We start from the raw sequence: 15,886 nt of genomic DNA on the forward strand, positions 1-15,886 counted from the left end.
CTACACCTGCCTGCGCAGTCGCAGCCCGCGCGGTGTCATCGAGAAGCCCGCCTCGACGAGGACGTCGGCGAAGGTGTTGCCGTGCACGGTTTCTCCGTTGATCTTGTCGATCACCAGCCCGTCGACCCTGCGGTCGTGCACGAGACCGGCCAGTGCGGTCGCGGCCATCCGGCGCAGGCCGGGGTCCTCGGTGAAGCTGAGCAGCGTCTTGCCGCCGCGTTCCACGTAGAGCACCAGCTCGCCGCCGACCAGCACCACCAGGGCGCCTGCCTTGCGGCCGGGCCGGTGTCCGCCCTCGGCGTCGCCTTTCGGCCACGGCAGCGCGGCACCGTACGGGTTGGCGGGGTCACACGAGGCCAGGGCGAGCGCGACGCCGGGCCCGGCGGTGCCGCGGTCGGTGTCGAACGAGCGCAACCGGTCGACGGTGTCGGTGGTGGAGAACTGGGCGCCGCCGAGGGTGTCGACGAAATAGCCCCGGCGGCACCGGCCGCGATCCTCGAACTCGGTCAGTACCCGGTACATCAGCGCGAAGCCGCCCGGCACGCCCTCGTTCTGCACCGAGCCGCGGGTGAGGACGCCGTAGCGTTCGAGCAGCTGGTCGGCGGTGGCGTGGGCGCGAAGGGTGTTGTCCTGCACTCGTTCCGGCAGGATCGACCAGCGGCCTGCCAGAGTCGGTGGGCCGGTGCGGGTCGGCATGGACGGGCGCGGGAGGTAGGCGCGGCCGCGCGGGGATCGGCGCGGGGTGCGGTGGGCGGTGGTGCTGCGCGCGGTGCCGGAGAGGAGAGCGCGCACCGGGGCGAAGGTGTCGCCGGAGACGTAACCTGCCCACACCAGTTGCCAGAGTGCGTCGCCGACGGCCTTGTCGTCGAGGAGGCCGGTGGCGTCGGAGAGCTGGCGGAAGAAGAAGGCGCCGCCGCCGTGCAAGGTGGCCGGAAGTCGTCGCGGGTTGTCTTGATCGGCTGGCGGAGGGAGGTCCTGGCCTCGGCCCCCGTCGAGGTCGATTGCCGGCGTTGGCTCGGTGCGTGGGGGCCAGGGTTCGAGTGGGGCGCCGAGGGCTGCCAGGAGGCCGAGCTGGGTATCGGTGGGATCGATATCGTCGGGTGGTGGCAGGGTGAAGGGGGCCTGGTCGGCCAGGTGCAGGGCGATCCAGCCGTCGCGGGCGGTGATCGCGCCGTGGCCGGACCAGATGACCTCGCCGCTGGCCATCAGTTCGTCCAGCATGGCGGGGGAGTAGTCGCGCACGCGCGTCGGCAGGATCAGCGATTCCCATGCCGAGGCCGGGATCGGTACGCCCGCAAGCTGTTCCACCACGGAGGCGACGCCGTCGATGCCGCGCAGCTCGCCGGAACCGACGTGCTGCCAGGCGGGCAGGAAACGACCGAGGGCGGCGGTGGACACCGGCTCCACCTCGTGCCGGGCCGCGGCCAGCGACCGGCGGCGCAATCGGCGCAGCACCTGGGCGTCGCACCATTCGGTGCCTGCCGTCGCGGGCGTGAATTCGCCTTCCACCACCCGTTTCTCGGCCAGCAGCCGGTGCAGGGCGGTCGCGGCGACCGCCGACCCGAGGCCGAAGCGGGCGGCGACGTGGGCGGTGGTGAACGGTGCGTGGGTGCGGGCGTAGCGTCCGACGAGGTCGCCGAGCGGGTCCGGGACCGGTTCGATGAACGCCGCGGGCACGCCGATCGGCAACGGCACACCGAGTGCGTCCCGCAGGCGCGCGGCGTCCTCGACGGCCACCCACCAGGTCCGGCCCGCGAACGAAACCTCCAGTGCGCGACGGGCATCGCGCAGGTCCGCGAACCAGGCGGGGGCATCGGAGTCGGCGAGGATGTCGTCAACGGTCCGGTCCTCGGCCGCGTCGTCGACGTCGGGAGTGTCCGCGTTCGGCGCCCGCAGGTCCGCCCCTGGTTCAGCGCGGAGAGTGGCTGCCTGGCCGCCACTGCGCCGCACGCAGCGGGCGGCTGCCTCGGTGGGGGTGAGGGGGCCGAGCAGGCGCAGGAGGTCGGCCAGGCCTTCGGCGTCGCGGGCCCAGCGTTCGGGGGTGAGGCGCTGGAGTTCGCGTTCGGTCAGGGCGATGACCGCGGGGTCGAGGAGTTCGCGCAGTTCGACGCGGCCGAGTAGTTCGGCGAGCAGGCTGGAGTCCAGAGCCAGTGCGGCGGCGCGGCGTTCGGCGAGGGGGCTGTCGCCGTCGTAGAGGAACTGGCCGATGTAGGAGAACAGCAGGGCATTGGCGAAGGGGGACGGTGTCGCGGTCTCGACATCGATCAGGCGTACTTCGCGGCGGGCGACTTTGGTCAGCAGGTCACGCAGTGCGGGCAGGTCGTAGACGTCGCGCAGGCACTCGCGGACGGTTTCCAGCAGGATCGGGAAATCCGGGAATTTGCGTGCCACATCGAGCAATTGGGCCGAGCGCTGCCGCTGCTGCCACAGCGGTGCACGCTTGCCGGGGTCTCGCCGGGGCAGCAGCAGGGCCCTGGCGGCGCACTCACGGAACCGGGACGCGAACAGCGCGGAGCCGCCGACCTGTTCGGTGACGATGTCGTCGATCTCGTCGGGTTCGAAGGCGAACAGTTCGGCGCCGGGCGGATCGTCGGTGGTGTCGGGCAGGCGCACCACGATGCCGTCGTCGGAGGCGGTCGGCGCGGCGTCGATGCCGAATCGCTCCTGAAGCCGGGCGCCGACGGCCAGTGCCCACGGTGCGTGCACCGGGGTGCCGAAGGGGGAGTGCAGGACCAGGCGCCAGTCGCCGAGTTCGTCGCGGAATCTCTCGACGACCAGGGTGCGGTCGGTGGGTAGCTGACCGGTCGCGGAGCGCTGTTCCGCCAGGAGCCCGACCAGGTTCGCGGTGGCGTTCTGGTCGAGGCCCGCTTTCCGGACCAGTTCGTCGAGGCGGGCAGCAGGCTTGCTCAGTTCGTCGGCAGGCTGCGCATCTGTCCGCTTCGCGCGGGCGCTGGATTTCGAACCCGGGCTAGGCGGTGTTTTCCCGCCGTCGACGCCGGACCCTGTTGAGGCAGTGGTCCCCGGGGCGAAAGCGGCGGGTCCATGGCCCATGCCCGCGACGATGCGGGTGAGTTCGTCGGCGGATACCTGGCCCGCGTTGCGCACGAATTCGCCAAGGGCAGTGCCTAATTCGGCTGGACGGCCGAGGCCGTCGCCGTGCCAGAAGGGAAGTCGGCCGGGCAGGCCGAAGGCGGGCGACACCAGCACCCGGTCGAAGGTGATCTCCTCGATCCGCCAGCTGGTGGCGCCGAGCGCGAAGACGTCGCCGACGCGCGACTCGTAGACCATCTCCTCGTCGAGTTCGCCCACCCGCGAAGCCTTTTCGCCCACCATGAAGACCGCGAACATGCCGCGGTCGGGGATGGCACCGCCGGAGGTGACGGCGAGGCGTTGCGCGCCGGGGCGGCCGGTGAGGGTGCCCGCGTCGCGGTCCCACACCACGCGGGGGCGCAGTTCGGCGAACTCGTCGGAGGGGTAGCGGCCCGCGAGCAGGTCGAGGACGGATTCGTAGGCCGAGCGGGGCAGGTTCGCGTAGCTGCCGGTGGCGCGGACGATGTCGAACCAGGCATCGACGTCGATGGGTTCGAGTGCGCAGGCGGCGACGGTCTGCTGGGCGAGGATGTCGAGCGGGTGCGCGGGGATCTGGAGTAGTTCGATCTCGCCGGCGAGCATGCGCTGGGCGGCGACGGTGCAGTGGATGACGTCGGTGCGGTGCTTGGGAAACAGCACCCCCCGCGAGATCTCGCCCACCTGGTGCCCGGCCCGGCCGACCCGCTGCAATCCGCTGGCCACCGACGGCGGCGCCTCCACTTGCACCACCAGGTCGACCGCGCCCATATCGATGCCGAGCTCGAGGCTGCTGGTGGCGACGACGCAGCGCAGCCGCCCGCTCTTGAGGTCGTCCTCGATGATCGCCCGCTGCTCCTTGCTGACCGACCCGTGGTGGGCGCGTGCCAGCAGCTGGTCGGCGCCGTGGATCACCTCGGTGGACGGCCCGAGCTGGGCGGGCGATGCGTGCTCGGTGTCCACCGGTTCGCCGAGCCGGGCGGCGTAGGCCTCGTTGAGCCGCGCGGTGAGCCGTTCGGCAAGCCTGCGCGAGTTGGCGAACACGATGGAAGACCGATGCTCGAGCACCAGGTCGACGATGGCCTCGTCGACGTGCGGCCAGATCGAGCCCGGCTGGTCGGAGTCACCGGGATCGGTCATATCGGCCACCGGAACCCGCACCGACAGATCGAACGTCTTCGGCGCGGGCGGCCGCACGATGGTGATCGGCGCCGACCCAACCAGGAACCGCCCGACCTCTTCCGGCGGACGCACCGTCGCCGACAGCCCGATCCGCTGCGCCGGTCGCTCGGTCAGCTGATCCAGCCGGGCCAGCGACAACGCCAGGTGTGCACCGCGCTTGCCGCCAGCGATGGCGTGTACCTCGTCGACGATCACGGTGTCGACCTGGGCCAGCGTCTCCCGCGCCGCCGAGGTGAGCAGCAGGAACAGTGACTCGGGCGTGGTGATGAGGATGTCCGGCGGCGTGCGCTGCATGGCCCGCCGCTGCGCCGGTGTGGTGTCGCCGGAGCGCACGCCGACGGAGATGTCGAGCGGCTCGAGCCCCAGCCGCTTGGCGGTCTGCGTGACCCCGACCAGCGGCGCCCGCAGATTCCGCTCCACATCCACGGCCAGCGCCTTGAGTGGCGAGACGTACAGCACCGACGTCCCGCGCGGCGTCCCCGGTTCGGGTGCGGGTCGCGTAGCCAGCTGATCGATAGCCCACAGGAACGCCGACAAGGTCTTCCCCGACCCGGTCGGCGCAACAACCAACGTGTTCTCGCCCGCCGCGATCGCCTCCCACGCCCCCAACTGCGCGGACGTGGGCCCGGCGAAGGCCCCGTCGAACCACTGCGCAGTAGCGGGAGAGAACCGATCCATAGCCTTCAGTGTGCACCGACCCACCGACAATCCCACCAAGGGCAATAGCGGAATGCTTCTGGTTACACTGTCGGCCGACCTTGTATCCGGGAGATGGTCTTCCGGCAACGATCTGTGGGAGACCGCGCCCGGCCTGGGCAGTTCAATGGGGATTTTGGTGGCTACGGGAGATCCTTCGACCCTTTCGGTCGAGCCTGAGGAAGTCAAAGCGCTGGGGCGTTTGGCGTTCCAGGTGGCGAAGGAGTGCCAGGCCGGATACGCGTCGTTGGCGACCGATATGCGGGCCACGATCGAGACCTGGACCGGGAACAATGCTGGTGTGTTCACCGCGGGGTGGGAGGAGTTCCATCTGGGTGCCGATCAGGTGTGGGATGCGTTGTTCGAGCTGGCGGACAAGTTGGGGATCACTGCAGAAACCCTGCTTGCGGTCGATGAATCGAATGCCGCGGCGACCTACACGCTGAACCTCTGAAGCCGGAGCGGACATCTGATGACTACCGAACCTCCCGCGTTCTCGGTTGACCTCGACCAGCTCGACCAGTTGACCGCGCGCATGCGCGGATACCTGGCCGCAGTCGCCGATGTCCTGACTGCGCTCGACGCCAAAGCCAAGGAGGTCGAGGGGGTGTGGTCCGGTGACGCGGCCGCGGCCTATACCGAGGCACACACCGAGTGGCGCGCCGGTGTCACCGATATGCAGGAAGGCTTGGCGGCACTGGAGGCGGCTGCGAAGACCGCGCACCAAAGCTACACCGATGCTGCCTCGACGACGCTGAAGATCCTGGGCGTATGACGCCGACGGTCACCAAGCTGGAAGTCGATCCCAAGGTCTATTACCAGGCGGCGACCAACTGCTTCGACGCGGCCGCATCGCTGTTCGACAGCTTTACCTACATCTTCGGTGAACTCAACGGTTACGGCATGATGGCCGGCCGGGACGAAGATGGTCGAGCGTGGGCGACTTCCTACGACCAGTCTGCTCGGGATGCTGTCGCGTTCTACGGGCAGACATATAAGACGCTGCGTGCTTACGGCACGGCGCTCAACGACCTCGGTTTCGAGCACGCGAAGTCCGATGCCGCGATCAAGGGAACAGCGCAACCGGAAAGGCCGGCGGATTCGGCATCGACGGCGACGTTCGGACCGTATGCTCTGCCCGCGTCGGCGGCTGGTGGGACTCCGCAAGGTCTTGCAGAGACTGCGATCGATGTTCTCGACGCGATCAATTGTCCGCTCCCGGACGGTAATACCGACACCCTCGCGAAAGCGGCGGACGCGTGGGATCGTCTCGGCAGGATCTATCAGAACACCAACGCCAAAGACAAGATCACGATCGCGGCCGGCCTGTTCGATGGCGTGACCTCCAATGATGCGATGCAGGTCCGCGAAGACCTGAAGAAGATCGAGAAGTCGATCGCGGCGCTGCTTGACACCTGTAAACAGATCAGCAAGTCGTGCACCGACTACCAGGGCGCGATCCAGGAACTCCGCAACGAGATCAAGGAGTTCATCGAAGCCATCATCATCGAGGCTGCTATCGATGCAGCGGTCACGGTGATCGCCACCTGTCTGACCGGTGTCGGTGGCCTGATCGCCGGCGCCAAAGCGGTCGAGTCGGCTCGTCGGTGGTCTGTGAAGATCAAGGCAGCGGTGTCGGCGTGGCGCGCGCGCAAAGCGTTGCAGCTCAAGGGTTTGGCCGACGATGCCGCTGCCGCGATGTCAAAGGCCAAGAAGGAAATCGAAGACCTCTATAACCGCCTAGGAGGCAAGGGCGACTCTGATCGGACGCCCAAGGCTGCCGGGCTGAGCGACGATGATCGCCGGGCCCTACTCCAAGGGCCGAGTGACCTTCGCGGCCGGTCCTTGACCGACATCCTGCGCACCGGCGAAACACCGACTCCCGACCAACAGCGCCAGATCGATGCGCTCAACGAAGCGCTCGGAAAGATGCCCGCCCACGAAGGGCTGGTCACCCGGAATACCAATCTGACCCCCGAACAGCTTGCCCGATACGAGCCGGGGCAGGCGGTCACCGAGAAAGGATTCACCTCGGCGAGCACGAACCCGAGCGGGGTGAACGAACTCACGGTGCAGAACTCGCAGGTCGAGTTCCTGATCGTCAGCAAGAACGGTCGTGACTACAGTGAGTACGGAACCCCCGACGAGGTGCTGTTCTCGTCGGGGACCAACTTCTTCGTCCACAGCAAGACCATCGATCCGGCAACGGGCCGGACCGTGATCAAGATGACGGAAATGTAGGGAGAAACCCACATGCCGGAAGACTTCGGTGGCAAGGTCTTCTATTCCGCTGAGGAAACCGAGCAGCAGGGGTTGCGACCTTCTGCGGAGGATATCGCACGCAGCGAACGGATGTTCGCCGAGTTCGAGGAGAAGCGCCGAACGCTGGGCCCGGCCCCCACCGGGACGACGCCAGGGTTCGGCGGTCGGTTCTCCGATGACTTGGGTGGTACGGAGTTCGAGGGCTGGACCCGCGATCCCAGCACGGGTGCATGGTTCGACAAGGAAGGTCGACCGGCCTACGACAACGACGGTCGGCGGATCAGCTACCGCGAATAGTCCCTGAGTCGGCCGCACACCCACAGGGCTATGCGGTAGATCGGTGTCCTCGGTCACACCGTCGTTCCGGCCGGCGCTACTCTGGGCTCTCGTGCAAACGGTGCTCAGAGTCGACCTCGTCGGTCATGGCTTGACCGAGGCGGTACGGAAGGCGCGATTCCCTGTCGACGAACCACTGGACGAGTCGGGGCGCGGTGCGCTGCGCGCGGACGCGGTGCTGGCCGGTGCCCACGTGCGGACCGGGCCGGAACGGCGAGCCCGGGAGACGGCGGAGGCGCTAGGGCTGGTCGGTGAGCCGGATGCGCGATTACGGGATCTCGATTCCGGGTCGTGGCGGGGGACCGAGATGGGCAGTCTGGCACAGGATCAGCTCTTCGCGTGGCTCACCGATCCCGAATTCCGTGGGCACGGTGGCGAATCGGTGACAGATCTGGTCGACCGGGCGCGGTTCTGGCTGGCCGAGATCGCCTCGGCGGGCCTGGACACGGTGGGTGTGACGCATCCGGCGGTGATCAGGGCGGTGCTGCTCGTCGTGCTCGACGCGCCGCCGAAGTCGTTCTGGCGCATCGATGTTCCGCCAGCGAGCGTCACCCGGCTGCACTACCGCGGGAACTGGACACTGCGCCTCGGTTAGAAACGGCGAAAGCCCCGGAGTCGAAACTCCGGGGCTTTCGTCTAGTAGCGGGAACAGGATTTGAACCTGCGACCTCTGGGTTATGAGCCCAGCGAGCTACCGAGCTGCTCCATCCCGCGTCGTAAACACCACTGTACACGTCGCGGCGCGGATGACGAAATCGGTTTCTGATCAGCCGAAATGTATCCCCTGGGCCAGCGGGAGCTCGGTCGAGTAGTTGATGGTGTTGGTGGCCCTGCGCATGTAGGCCTTCCACGAGTCGGACCCGGATTCGCGCCCGCCGCCGGTGTTCTTCTCGCCGCCGAACGCGCCGCCGATCTCGGCGCCCGATGTCCCGATATTGACATTGGCGATGCCGCAGTCCGAGCCGGCGAGGAATCGTTCGGCCTCGCGCTGGTCGAGGGTGAAGATCGACGAGGAAAGACCTTGTGGCACATCGTTGTTGAGCGCGATGGCGGCCTCGATGTCGTCGTAGGCGAGGACGTAGAGGATCGGCGCGAAGGTTTCCTCGCGCACCAGCTCCGTCTGCGCGGGCATCCGCACCACCGTGGGCCGCACATAGTAGGCGTCGGGACCGACCAGCTCGATGCGCTCACCGCCGCAGACGATCTCGCCGCCCTCGTCTACGGCCCGCGAGAGCGCCTTCTGCATCGAGGTGAACGCGCGTTCGTTGATCAGCGGCCCGACCAGCACCCCGTCGTCGAGCGGATTGCCTACGCGCAGTTGGCTATACGCCGCCGCGAGCCGCTCGACCAGCTGATCGGCGATCGACCTGTGCACGATCAGCCTGCGCAGCGTGGTGCAGCGCTGACCCGCCGTCCCCGCCGCGGCGAAGACGATCCCGCGCACCGCCAGCTCCAGATCGGCACTCGGCGCGACGATCGCGGCATTGTTGCCACCCAGCTCCAGCAGGCAGCGGCCGAACCGGCCCGCCACCCGCGGCGCGACCACACCACCCATCCGCACCGAACCGGTGGCGCTGAGCAGCGCCACCCGGGAGTCGTCGACGAGCGCCTCGCCTGCCGTCGCGTCACCCTGGATCAGCTGGTGCACTTCGGGATCCGCGCCAACATCGACGGCGGCGCGACGCAGCAGCGTGTGACAGGCCAGGGCCGTCAACGGCGTGGTCTCCGACGGCTTCCACACCACCGTGTCGCCGCAGACCAGCGCGATGGCGGTATTCCACGCCCACACCGCGACCGGGAAGTTGAACGCCGAGATCACGCCGACGACGCCGAGCGGATGCCAGGTCTCCATGAGCCGGTGACCCGGCCGCTCGGAAGGCATTGTCGCGCCGTAGAGCTGGCGGGACAGGCCGATCGCGAACTCGCAGACGTCGATCATCTCCTGGACCTCGCCCAGCGCCTCCGGTCCGATCTTGCCCGCCTCCAGGGTGACCAGCTCGGCGAGTTCACCCTGATGGGCGACCAGCAGCTGGGCCAGTCTGCGCACCAGCGCCGCCCGAACCGGGGCAGGCACCGTGCGCCACGCGTCGAACGCGACGGCGGCCCGGCCGATCGCGGCGTCGACCTCGGTGGGCGTGTCAGCGGTCAGCGGCAGCAGCGTGCCGCCCGAGATCGGCGTGCGCGCGAGCAAGGAGCCGGGCTTGGGCACGCTCGCGCCGAGGCCGTGCAGCAGGGCCATGGCGCGCAGCGCCAGCTGCTCGGAGAAGTGCTCGGTCACGGTCTGGGTCATCGCTGCTCACCTTCTGCTGTTTGGTACGGCTCACGGAAAAGTTCGGTGGAATTCGGTGGGGGAACAGAAAGAAGTTTTCCCCGCGCGACCCCCGTGCTGCGTTAGCCTTCGCTGATGGCGGATACACCGGCTAGACCCCAGCTCGACGATATCGACCGACTATTGATCAAAGAACTGATGAGCGATGGTCGCGCCACGTTGTCGAACCTGGCGGAGAAGGCCAGCCTCTCGGTCTCGGCAGTGCAGTCGCGGGTGCGCAGGCTCGAAGCGCGGGGGGTGATCCGCGGGTACGCGGCGCATGTCGATCCCGAAGCGCTCGGCCACCTGTTATCGGCGTTCGTCGCGATCACTCCTCTCGACCCGTCCCAGCCCGATGACGCGCCCGCCCTGTTGCAGCACATCCCCGGCATCGAGGCGTGCCACTCGGTGGCGGGCGAGGAGAGCTACGTCCTGCTGGTCCGGGTCGCCTCGCCGCGGCACCTGGAACAGCTGCTGCAGGAGATCAGGGCCACCGCCAATGTGCGGACGCGCAGCACCATCATCCTGCAGACATTCTATGACAGGTAACGATTCCTCGTAATAGTTCCGCGATTCCGTAGAGGTTCCGTAAATATTTGCGTACCCTCGGTTTTGTGACCATCGAACTGGAGCGCCCCGGCGCGGCGGTCACCCCCGCCAACCGGGTCCACGAAATCCTGTCCTCGCACATCCTCGCGGACGGCTTCGAACTTGTGCTCGATCTGCACAAGTCGCACGGCCGCACGCTCATCGACGAACGTGACGGCACGGCCTACCTCGACATGTTCGGCTTCTTCGCCTCCAACGCGCTCGGGATGAACCATCCCGCGCTGGCGGACGACGAGCGCTTCCGCGCCGAACTGGCCACCGCCGCGCTGAACAAGCCGAGCAACTCCGATATGTACACCGTGGAGATGGCTCGCTTCGTCGAGACCTTCGTCCGCGTGATCGGCGATCCGCGGCTACCGCATCTGTTCTTCATCGACGGTGGTGCCCTCGCCGTGGAGAACGCCTTGAAGGTCGCGTTCGACTGGAAGAGCAGGCACAACGAATCACACGGCCGCTCACCGGAACTCGGCACCAAGGTGCTGCATCTGACCGGAGCCTTCCACGGCCGCAGCGGCTACACGATGTCGCTGACCAACACCGACCCGATCAAGACCGCGCGCTTCCCGAAGTTCGATTGGCCGCGCATCGAGACGCCGCACACCCTGGCGGGCACCGATATCGAAGCGCTCGAAGCCAGGGCCATCGCGCAGGCCGCGCAGGCCTTCGCCGACTACCCACACGACATCGCCTGCTTCATCGCCGAGCCGATCCAGGGCGAGGGCGGTGACCGGCACCTGCGCGCGCAGTTCCTCGGCGCGATGCAGCGGCTGTGTCACGACAACGACGCGCTGTTCATCCTCGACGAGGTGCAGACCGGCGTCGGGATGACCGGAACCACCTGGGCCTACCAGCAATTGGGGCTGGAGCCCGATGTGGTGGCGTTCGGCAAGAAGACCCAGGTCTGCGGCGTCATGGCGGGCGGGCGGGTCGACGAGGTGCCCGACAATGTCTTCCGGGTGAACTCCCGCCTGAACTCCACCTGGGGCGGCAACCTCACCGACATGGTGCGCACCCGGCGCATTCTCGAGGTGCTGGAACAGGAACGGCTGATCGAGAAGTCGGTGGCACTCGGGGCCTACCTGCTCGACCAGCTCGGTCAGCTCGCCGCCGCGCATCCGGACAAGGTGAGCGAGCCGCGCGGGCGCGGTCTGATGTGCGCGATCACGCTGGCCAGCCACGACCTGCGGGATCGGGTGGTGACGGCGATGCGGGAGCGCCAGCACGTGCTGGTGTTGGGGACCGGGGAGCGAGGTATCCGGTTCCGTCCGCCGCTGACGGTCACCGAGGAAGAACTCGGGCAGGTCGCCGATGCGTTCGATGCCGTGCTTTCGCGAGAACAGGGGTAACTCGTCGGGTACGGGCTGCGTCGGCGGCTGCTGCCGCCGGCCGCCCGTATTGCCTTGGTAGCGCCTGAGTCTGGCTGAAATCGCGGAGAGGCGGGATAGCTGGCTTTTCGCTGCGGCAGCTTCTAGGCTTCGCATCCATGTCATCCGGATGTCTTTACGGCATGGAACGGTGCTGCGCATGAACCGCCGAATCGAGCGAATCGGGCAAATTGCTACCACCTTGCTGCTCGCCGTCACGGTCGGCTGTTCGAACAGTGAAGCCGTGACGGCCGATCAGCCGACAGCGGCGCCCACGTCGACCACCTCGCCGACCGCCATGCCGCCGCACATGACCGACCTGCTGCCAGGCATGCCGCCGCCGCTCTCGCCCACCGACATCTACGCGGCCAACCGGGAACTCAGCCCGTCGGTCGCCGATCACCGGCCGCTGGTCTACGTGCCCAACAGCAAGTCCAACACGGTGACCGTGATCGACCAGAACACCTTCCAGGTGCTCGACACGTTCTCCTCGGGCGGTTCCGAACCCCAGCACGTGGTGCCGTCCTACGACATGCAGACCCTGTACGCCACCAACGATCTGCCGATCGGGGGCGGCAGCCTGCTGCCGATCGACCCGCGCACCGGAGCGCCTGCGGGACCGGCCATTCCGGTGCGCGACCCGTACAACATGTATTACACGCCGGACGGCAAGTTCGCGCTGGTCGTCGCCGAGGCGGACAAGTCGCTGGACTTCTACGACCCGGTGACCTGGCAGAAGCTGCACGCGCTCGCGGTGCCCGAGTGCGCGGGCGTCGATCACATGGACTTCACCGCGGACGGGCGCTTCGCCCTCGCCAGTTGTGAATTCATCGGGCGGATGGCGGTTTTCGACGTCGCGCAGCGCACGCTGATCAAGATGATCGACCTGCCGGGCGGGCGCGGCGGGATGCCGCAGGACGTGAAACTCTCGCCCGACGGGCACGTCTTCTTCGTCGCCGACATGATGGCCGACGGCATCTACACCTTCGACGCGCACACCTTCGTCAACACCGGATTCATCGCCACCGGCAAAGGGACGCACGGGCTTTACGTGACGCGTGACTCCGAGCAGATGCTGATCACCAACCGGCACGAGGGCAGCATCTCGGTGTGGGACTTCGGCGCCAACGGGCTGGTGCACAAGTGGTTCCTGCCCGGTGGCGGTAGCCCGGACATGGGCAACATCTCCGCGGACGGGCTGGTGTTCTGGGTGTCGGGCAGGCACGACAACGAGGTATACGCGGTCGACATCGTCAACTGGAACCTGCTGGCGCGCATCCCCGTCGACCACGGGCCGCACGGGTTGACGGTGTGGCCGCAGCCGGGGCGCTACTCCACCGGGCACACGGGGGTCATGCGCTAGCGGGTGGATCCGGCCGTGATGGCACCATGTGCGAATGCTCCAGATGTTGTTCGTCGGGGCCGTGCTCGGCCTCGTGCACTGGCTGTTGTACCGGCGTTTCGCGGTCGCCCCCGGTCTCGGCGTCGCCGCGCGCCGGGCCGCCGCGATCGCGCTCGTGCTGCTGTGGATCCCGCCGTTCGTCGCGGTCGGCGCGGGAAGCGCCTTCTCGCCGGAGCCGGTCCGGCCGATCGTCTGGGTGGGTGAGGTCTGGCTCGCGGTCCTGTTCTACCTGGGGATCGGGCTGATCGTGATCGGGCTGGTGCTGCTCGTGGCTCGCCTGCTGAAGTATCAGGACCGGCGCCGGCTGATCCGGGTGCTGTCGGGGGTGGTGATCGTCGCCGCCGTCGGCACGGTCGCCTACGGCGTGGTCGAGGCGAACCGGCCGCGGGTGGTCGAGGCCGACCTCACCTTCGCGCAGCTGCCGCGTGAGTTCGACGGTCTGCGCGTCGTCGTGGTGGCCGACATCCATGTCGGCGCGGCACGTGGCGCGGACTTCACCCGGCGGGTGGTCGAGCTGGTCAACGAGCAGCAGCCCGATGTCATCGTGCTGCCGGGGGATCTGCTCGACGGTGCGGTCGAATACGTCGGCCCCGACATCGACCCGCTGGCCGGATTGCGGTCGAAGTACGGGAAATTCGTCGTCGCCGGCAATCACGAAGGGTATGTGAACCGGCCCGACAACTGGCTCGACTACTACGACCGGTTGGGGCTCACCTCGCTGCGCAACAGCCGCGCCGCCGTGACGGTCGGGGACGCGTCCATCGACATCGCCGGGGTCTACGACTTCGACGCCACCGATCCGGCGCCCGACGTCGCGGCCGCGCTGGCCGGGCAGGAGCAGGGCCGGTTCACCGTGCTCCTCGCCCACCAGCCGTTGCAGGGGACGGTGGCGAGCGAGCACGGCGTGCGGTTGCAGCTGTCCGGGCATACCCACGGCGGGCAGATGTGGCCGCTGATGTACCCGGTGAAGTGGATCAACGGCACTGTCGCCGGTGAGAGCCGGGTAGGCGAGATGCAGATGTTCACGACCCGCGGTGTCGGTGCGTGGGGACCACCGGTTCGGGTGGGCGCACCGCCCGATATCGCGGTGGTGACGCTGCGGGCCGGCTGACGCGCCCGGCCGCGGCTCAGGCGGGGACTGCGGTCAGACCCAGTGCGCCAGCGACGAATCGGTGGACGGAGGCCAGGCCGGCAGCCAGCGCCTCGTCCTCGCCGGGGCGGGCCCAGCCGGTGACGGTCGCGGTGTTGTCCGGTCCGGGTGTCACGCCGATCTCGGCGACCAGTTCGGCCGTCGTCGGCACGCAGACCGCCCAGGAGAAGTGGGACTCGTCGGCCCACTGAGCCGAGCGGGTGGCCACGTAGCCGGGATCGGTGATGCCGCCGTCGGCCAGGGCAGGCCGGTCGTCGATGCGCTCGTCGGCCCGGAGAGCGCGCAGGTACCAGGCGCCGGCGTTGATCTCGATCGGTTCCACGCCAGGAGTGTATTGGCGGGCCGGGGGTTGTCCGGAGGGCGGGGTTGCTCGCGTTCGCCGGGTCAGGCGAGGCGGGGGGTGGCGCCCAGCAGCGAGTGGACGGCGGTGCGGCCGATGTCGAGGGCGCGGGTGAGCAGGTCGGTGTCGCGGGCGGCGCTGTCGATGGCGGGGGCGCCCGCGGGCGGGTGGACCTGGAGGACGCGGTCGCCCAGGCCGTCGAGGAAGTCGTCCTCGACGGCCTGCTGGCCGGGGCGCTGGGACCACGCCCGGAAAGCGCCGGGGGCGATGGCACGCATGTAGCCGCCGCCGACGATGCGGTGCAGCAGGGGTGCGGGCGGGCGGACTTCGTCGGAGCGACGGGTGCGCAGGACCAAGGCGTGGGTGGTGCCCGCCGCGACGGCGGTGCGGATCGGGACGGTCTCCGACAGGCCGCCGTCGAAGTAGCTGCGGCCGCCGAGGTCGACCGGGGGACCGGCGAGCAGGGGCAGGCCCGCGGAGGCCCGCAGCGCGGTCATCAGGGTGGTTTTGTCCACGATGTGCGGGCCGAGGTCCACCGACCGGCCGGTGCGGACGTCGGTCGCGATCGGGTGGAAGGTGGTGGGGTTGGCCAGGATGGCCGGGAAGTCCATCGGCTCGATGCCGTCGTAGACGTGGTGCACCAAGTAGCGCAGATCGAAGACCGGGCGCCCGCGCAGGATCCGCACGGGATCGACCACCCGGCGCATGATCGTCGCGTCGGTCCACGACCGCATGCCCGTCGCCGCCCGCCCGCACAGCAGCCAGGCGCCGTTGATCGCACCCGCCGACGTGCCGTAGACGGCGTCGAAGACCGCGGAAAGGCCGAGCTCCTCGAGAGCCTGCACCATGCCGCTGGAGTACACACCGCGGCTGCCGCCACCCTCGATCACCAGCGCCAGGCGATTCCCGTCACCGCGGTTCCCGGACTCCCTACGGCTACGGATCACCTCGGCGACCGTGGCCGGACCCGATGAAGCCGACGGGTCCTGATCGATACGCGCACTGCTGGTCACCCGACCCACGATACGACAGGGTGCGGGAGTCCGGCCTGGTCGGATGCATGATCTTCGCCGCCCGTTCACCGGGTCGCGGCGAATGTGTCGAAACGACGACGGGCGCCGGTCGAGATCGACCGGCGCCCTTCTACGTCGTACTTGCTACTTGATATACG

13 protein-coding genes and 1 tRNA gene are annotated in these 15,886 nt (G+C 68.4%); 9 read left to right on the forward strand and 5 right to left on the reverse strand.

Annotation, left to right across the window (positions count from 1 at the left end):
- Entirely contained in the window at positions 1-4,926 is a 4,926-nt protein-coding gene (locus ACWF82_RS32005; RefSeq protein WP_452507298.1) for an Lhr family ATP-dependent helicase, read from the reverse strand.
- Positions 4,927-4,936: 10 nt separating this feature from the next.
- On the opposite strand from ACWF82_RS32005, the gene ACWF82_RS32010 reads away from it, so the two are divergent.
- From ACWF82_RS32010 to ACWF82_RS32030, 5 genes are all read left to right on the forward strand, one after another.
- Entirely contained in the window at positions 4,937-5,398 is a 462-nt protein-coding gene (locus ACWF82_RS32010) for a WXG100 family type VII secretion target (RefSeq protein WP_452507300.1), read from the forward strand.
- An 18-nt stretch (positions 5,399-5,416) separates the two neighbouring features.
- Positions 5,417-5,719, forward strand: a complete 303-nt coding sequence (locus tag ACWF82_RS32015) for a WXG100 family type VII secretion target (RefSeq protein ID WP_452507302.1) — start codon at positions 5,417-5,419, stop codon at positions 5,717-5,719.
- A complete protein-coding gene (locus ACWF82_RS32020) occupies positions 5,716-7,185 on the forward strand; it encodes a WXG100-like domain-containing protein (RefSeq protein WP_452507304.1) in 1,470 nt (489 codons plus the stop codon). Before ACWF82_RS32015 ends, ACWF82_RS32020 begins: the two co-directional genes overlap by 4 nt.
- Before the next feature lie 12 nt (positions 7,186-7,197).
- A complete protein-coding gene (locus tag ACWF82_RS32025; protein WP_452507306.1) occupies positions 7,198-7,503 on the forward strand; it encodes a hypothetical protein in 306 nt (101 codons plus the stop codon).
- Between the two features lie 100 nt (positions 7,504-7,603).
- The gene (locus ACWF82_RS32030; protein WP_452507308.1) at positions 7,604-8,137 is read left to right on the forward strand and encodes a histidine phosphatase family protein; all 534 of its coding nucleotides are present in this window, start codon (positions 7,604-7,606) and stop codon (positions 8,135-8,137) included.
- A 45-nt stretch (positions 8,138-8,182) separates the two neighbouring features.
- On the opposite strand, the gene ACWF82_RS32035 is transcribed toward ACWF82_RS32030, so the two are convergent.
- Positions 8,183-8,256: transfer RNA gene (locus tag ACWF82_RS32035), tRNA-Met, on the reverse strand.
- A gap of 52 nt (positions 8,257-8,308) precedes the next feature.
- Complete coding sequence (gene amaB / locus ACWF82_RS32040) at positions 8,309-9,832, reverse strand: L-piperidine-6-carboxylate dehydrogenase (RefSeq protein WP_452507310.1); 1,524 nt, start codon at positions 9,830-9,832, stop codon at positions 8,309-8,311.
- 114 nt (positions 9,833-9,946) lie between these two features.
- On the opposite strand from amaB, the gene ACWF82_RS32045 reads away from it, so the two are divergent.
- The 4 genes from ACWF82_RS32045 to ACWF82_RS32060 all read left to right on the forward strand — a co-directional run bounded on the left by ACWF82_RS32045 (position 9,947) and on the right by ACWF82_RS32060 (position 14,336).
- Positions 9,947-10,399, forward strand: coding sequence for an Lrp/AsnC family transcriptional regulator (locus ACWF82_RS32045; RefSeq protein ID WP_071926582.1), 453 nt, complete (start codon positions 9,947-9,949; stop codon positions 10,397-10,399).
- Positions 10,400-10,464: 65 nt separating this feature from the next.
- Positions 10,465-11,805, forward strand: a complete 1,341-nt coding sequence (lat, locus tag ACWF82_RS32050) for an L-lysine 6-transaminase (protein ID WP_452507312.1) — start codon at positions 10,465-10,467, stop codon at positions 11,803-11,805.
- 262 nt (positions 11,806-12,067) lie between these two features.
- A complete protein-coding gene (locus ACWF82_RS32055; RefSeq protein WP_452507314.1) occupies positions 12,068-13,186 on the forward strand; it encodes a YVTN family beta-propeller repeat protein in 1,119 nt (372 codons plus the stop codon).
- Between the two features lie 34 nt (positions 13,187-13,220).
- Positions 13,221-14,336, forward strand: coding sequence for a metallophosphoesterase (locus tag ACWF82_RS32060; RefSeq protein ID WP_452507316.1), 1,116 nt, complete (start codon positions 13,221-13,223; stop codon positions 14,334-14,336).
- A 16-nt stretch (positions 14,337-14,352) separates the two neighbouring features.
- Here ACWF82_RS32060 and ACWF82_RS32065 read toward each other — a convergent pair whose 3' ends face one another.
- Both ACWF82_RS32065 and ACWF82_RS32070 read right to left on the reverse strand, forming a co-directional pair.
- A complete protein-coding gene (locus tag ACWF82_RS32065; protein ID WP_452507318.1) occupies positions 14,353-14,697 on the reverse strand; it encodes a hypothetical protein in 345 nt (114 codons plus the stop codon).
- Between the two features lie 62 nt (positions 14,698-14,759).
- Positions 14,760-15,728, reverse strand: a complete 969-nt coding sequence (locus ACWF82_RS32070; RefSeq protein ID WP_452507320.1) for a patatin-like phospholipase family protein — start codon at positions 15,726-15,728, stop codon at positions 14,760-14,762.
- Between the last annotated feature and the right edge of the window lie 158 nt (positions 15,729-15,886).

This window comes from Nocardia sp. NPDC055053, assembly GCF_053608285.1.

What these genes read in the sequence shown, in the direction of transcription:
- amaB (WP_452507310.1), bottom strand. Translation starts at nt 9,832, where the DNA reads ATGACCCAGACCGTGACCGAGCACTTCTCCGAGCAGCTGGCGCTGCGC.
- ACWF82_RS32005 (WP_452507298.1), bottom strand. Translation starts at nt 4,926, where the DNA reads ATGGATCGGTTCTCTCCCGCTACTGCGCAGTGGTTCGACGGGGCCTTC.
- ACWF82_RS32020 (WP_452507304.1), top strand. Translation starts at nt 5,716, where the DNA reads ATGACGCCGACGGTCACCAAGCTGGAAGTCGATCCCAAGGTCTATTAC.
- ACWF82_RS32025 (WP_452507306.1), top strand. Translation starts at nt 7,198, where the DNA reads ATGCCGGAAGACTTCGGTGGCAAGGTCTTCTATTCCGCTGAGGAAACC.
- ACWF82_RS32060 (WP_452507316.1), top strand. Translation starts at nt 13,221, where the DNA reads ATGCTCCAGATGTTGTTCGTCGGGGCCGTGCTCGGCCTCGTGCACTGG.
- ACWF82_RS32045 (WP_071926582.1), top strand. Translation starts at nt 9,947, where the DNA reads ATGGCGGATACACCGGCTAGACCCCAGCTCGACGATATCGACCGACTA.
- ACWF82_RS32015 (WP_452507302.1), top strand. Translation starts at nt 5,417, where the DNA reads ATGACTACCGAACCTCCCGCGTTCTCGGTTGACCTCGACCAGCTCGAC.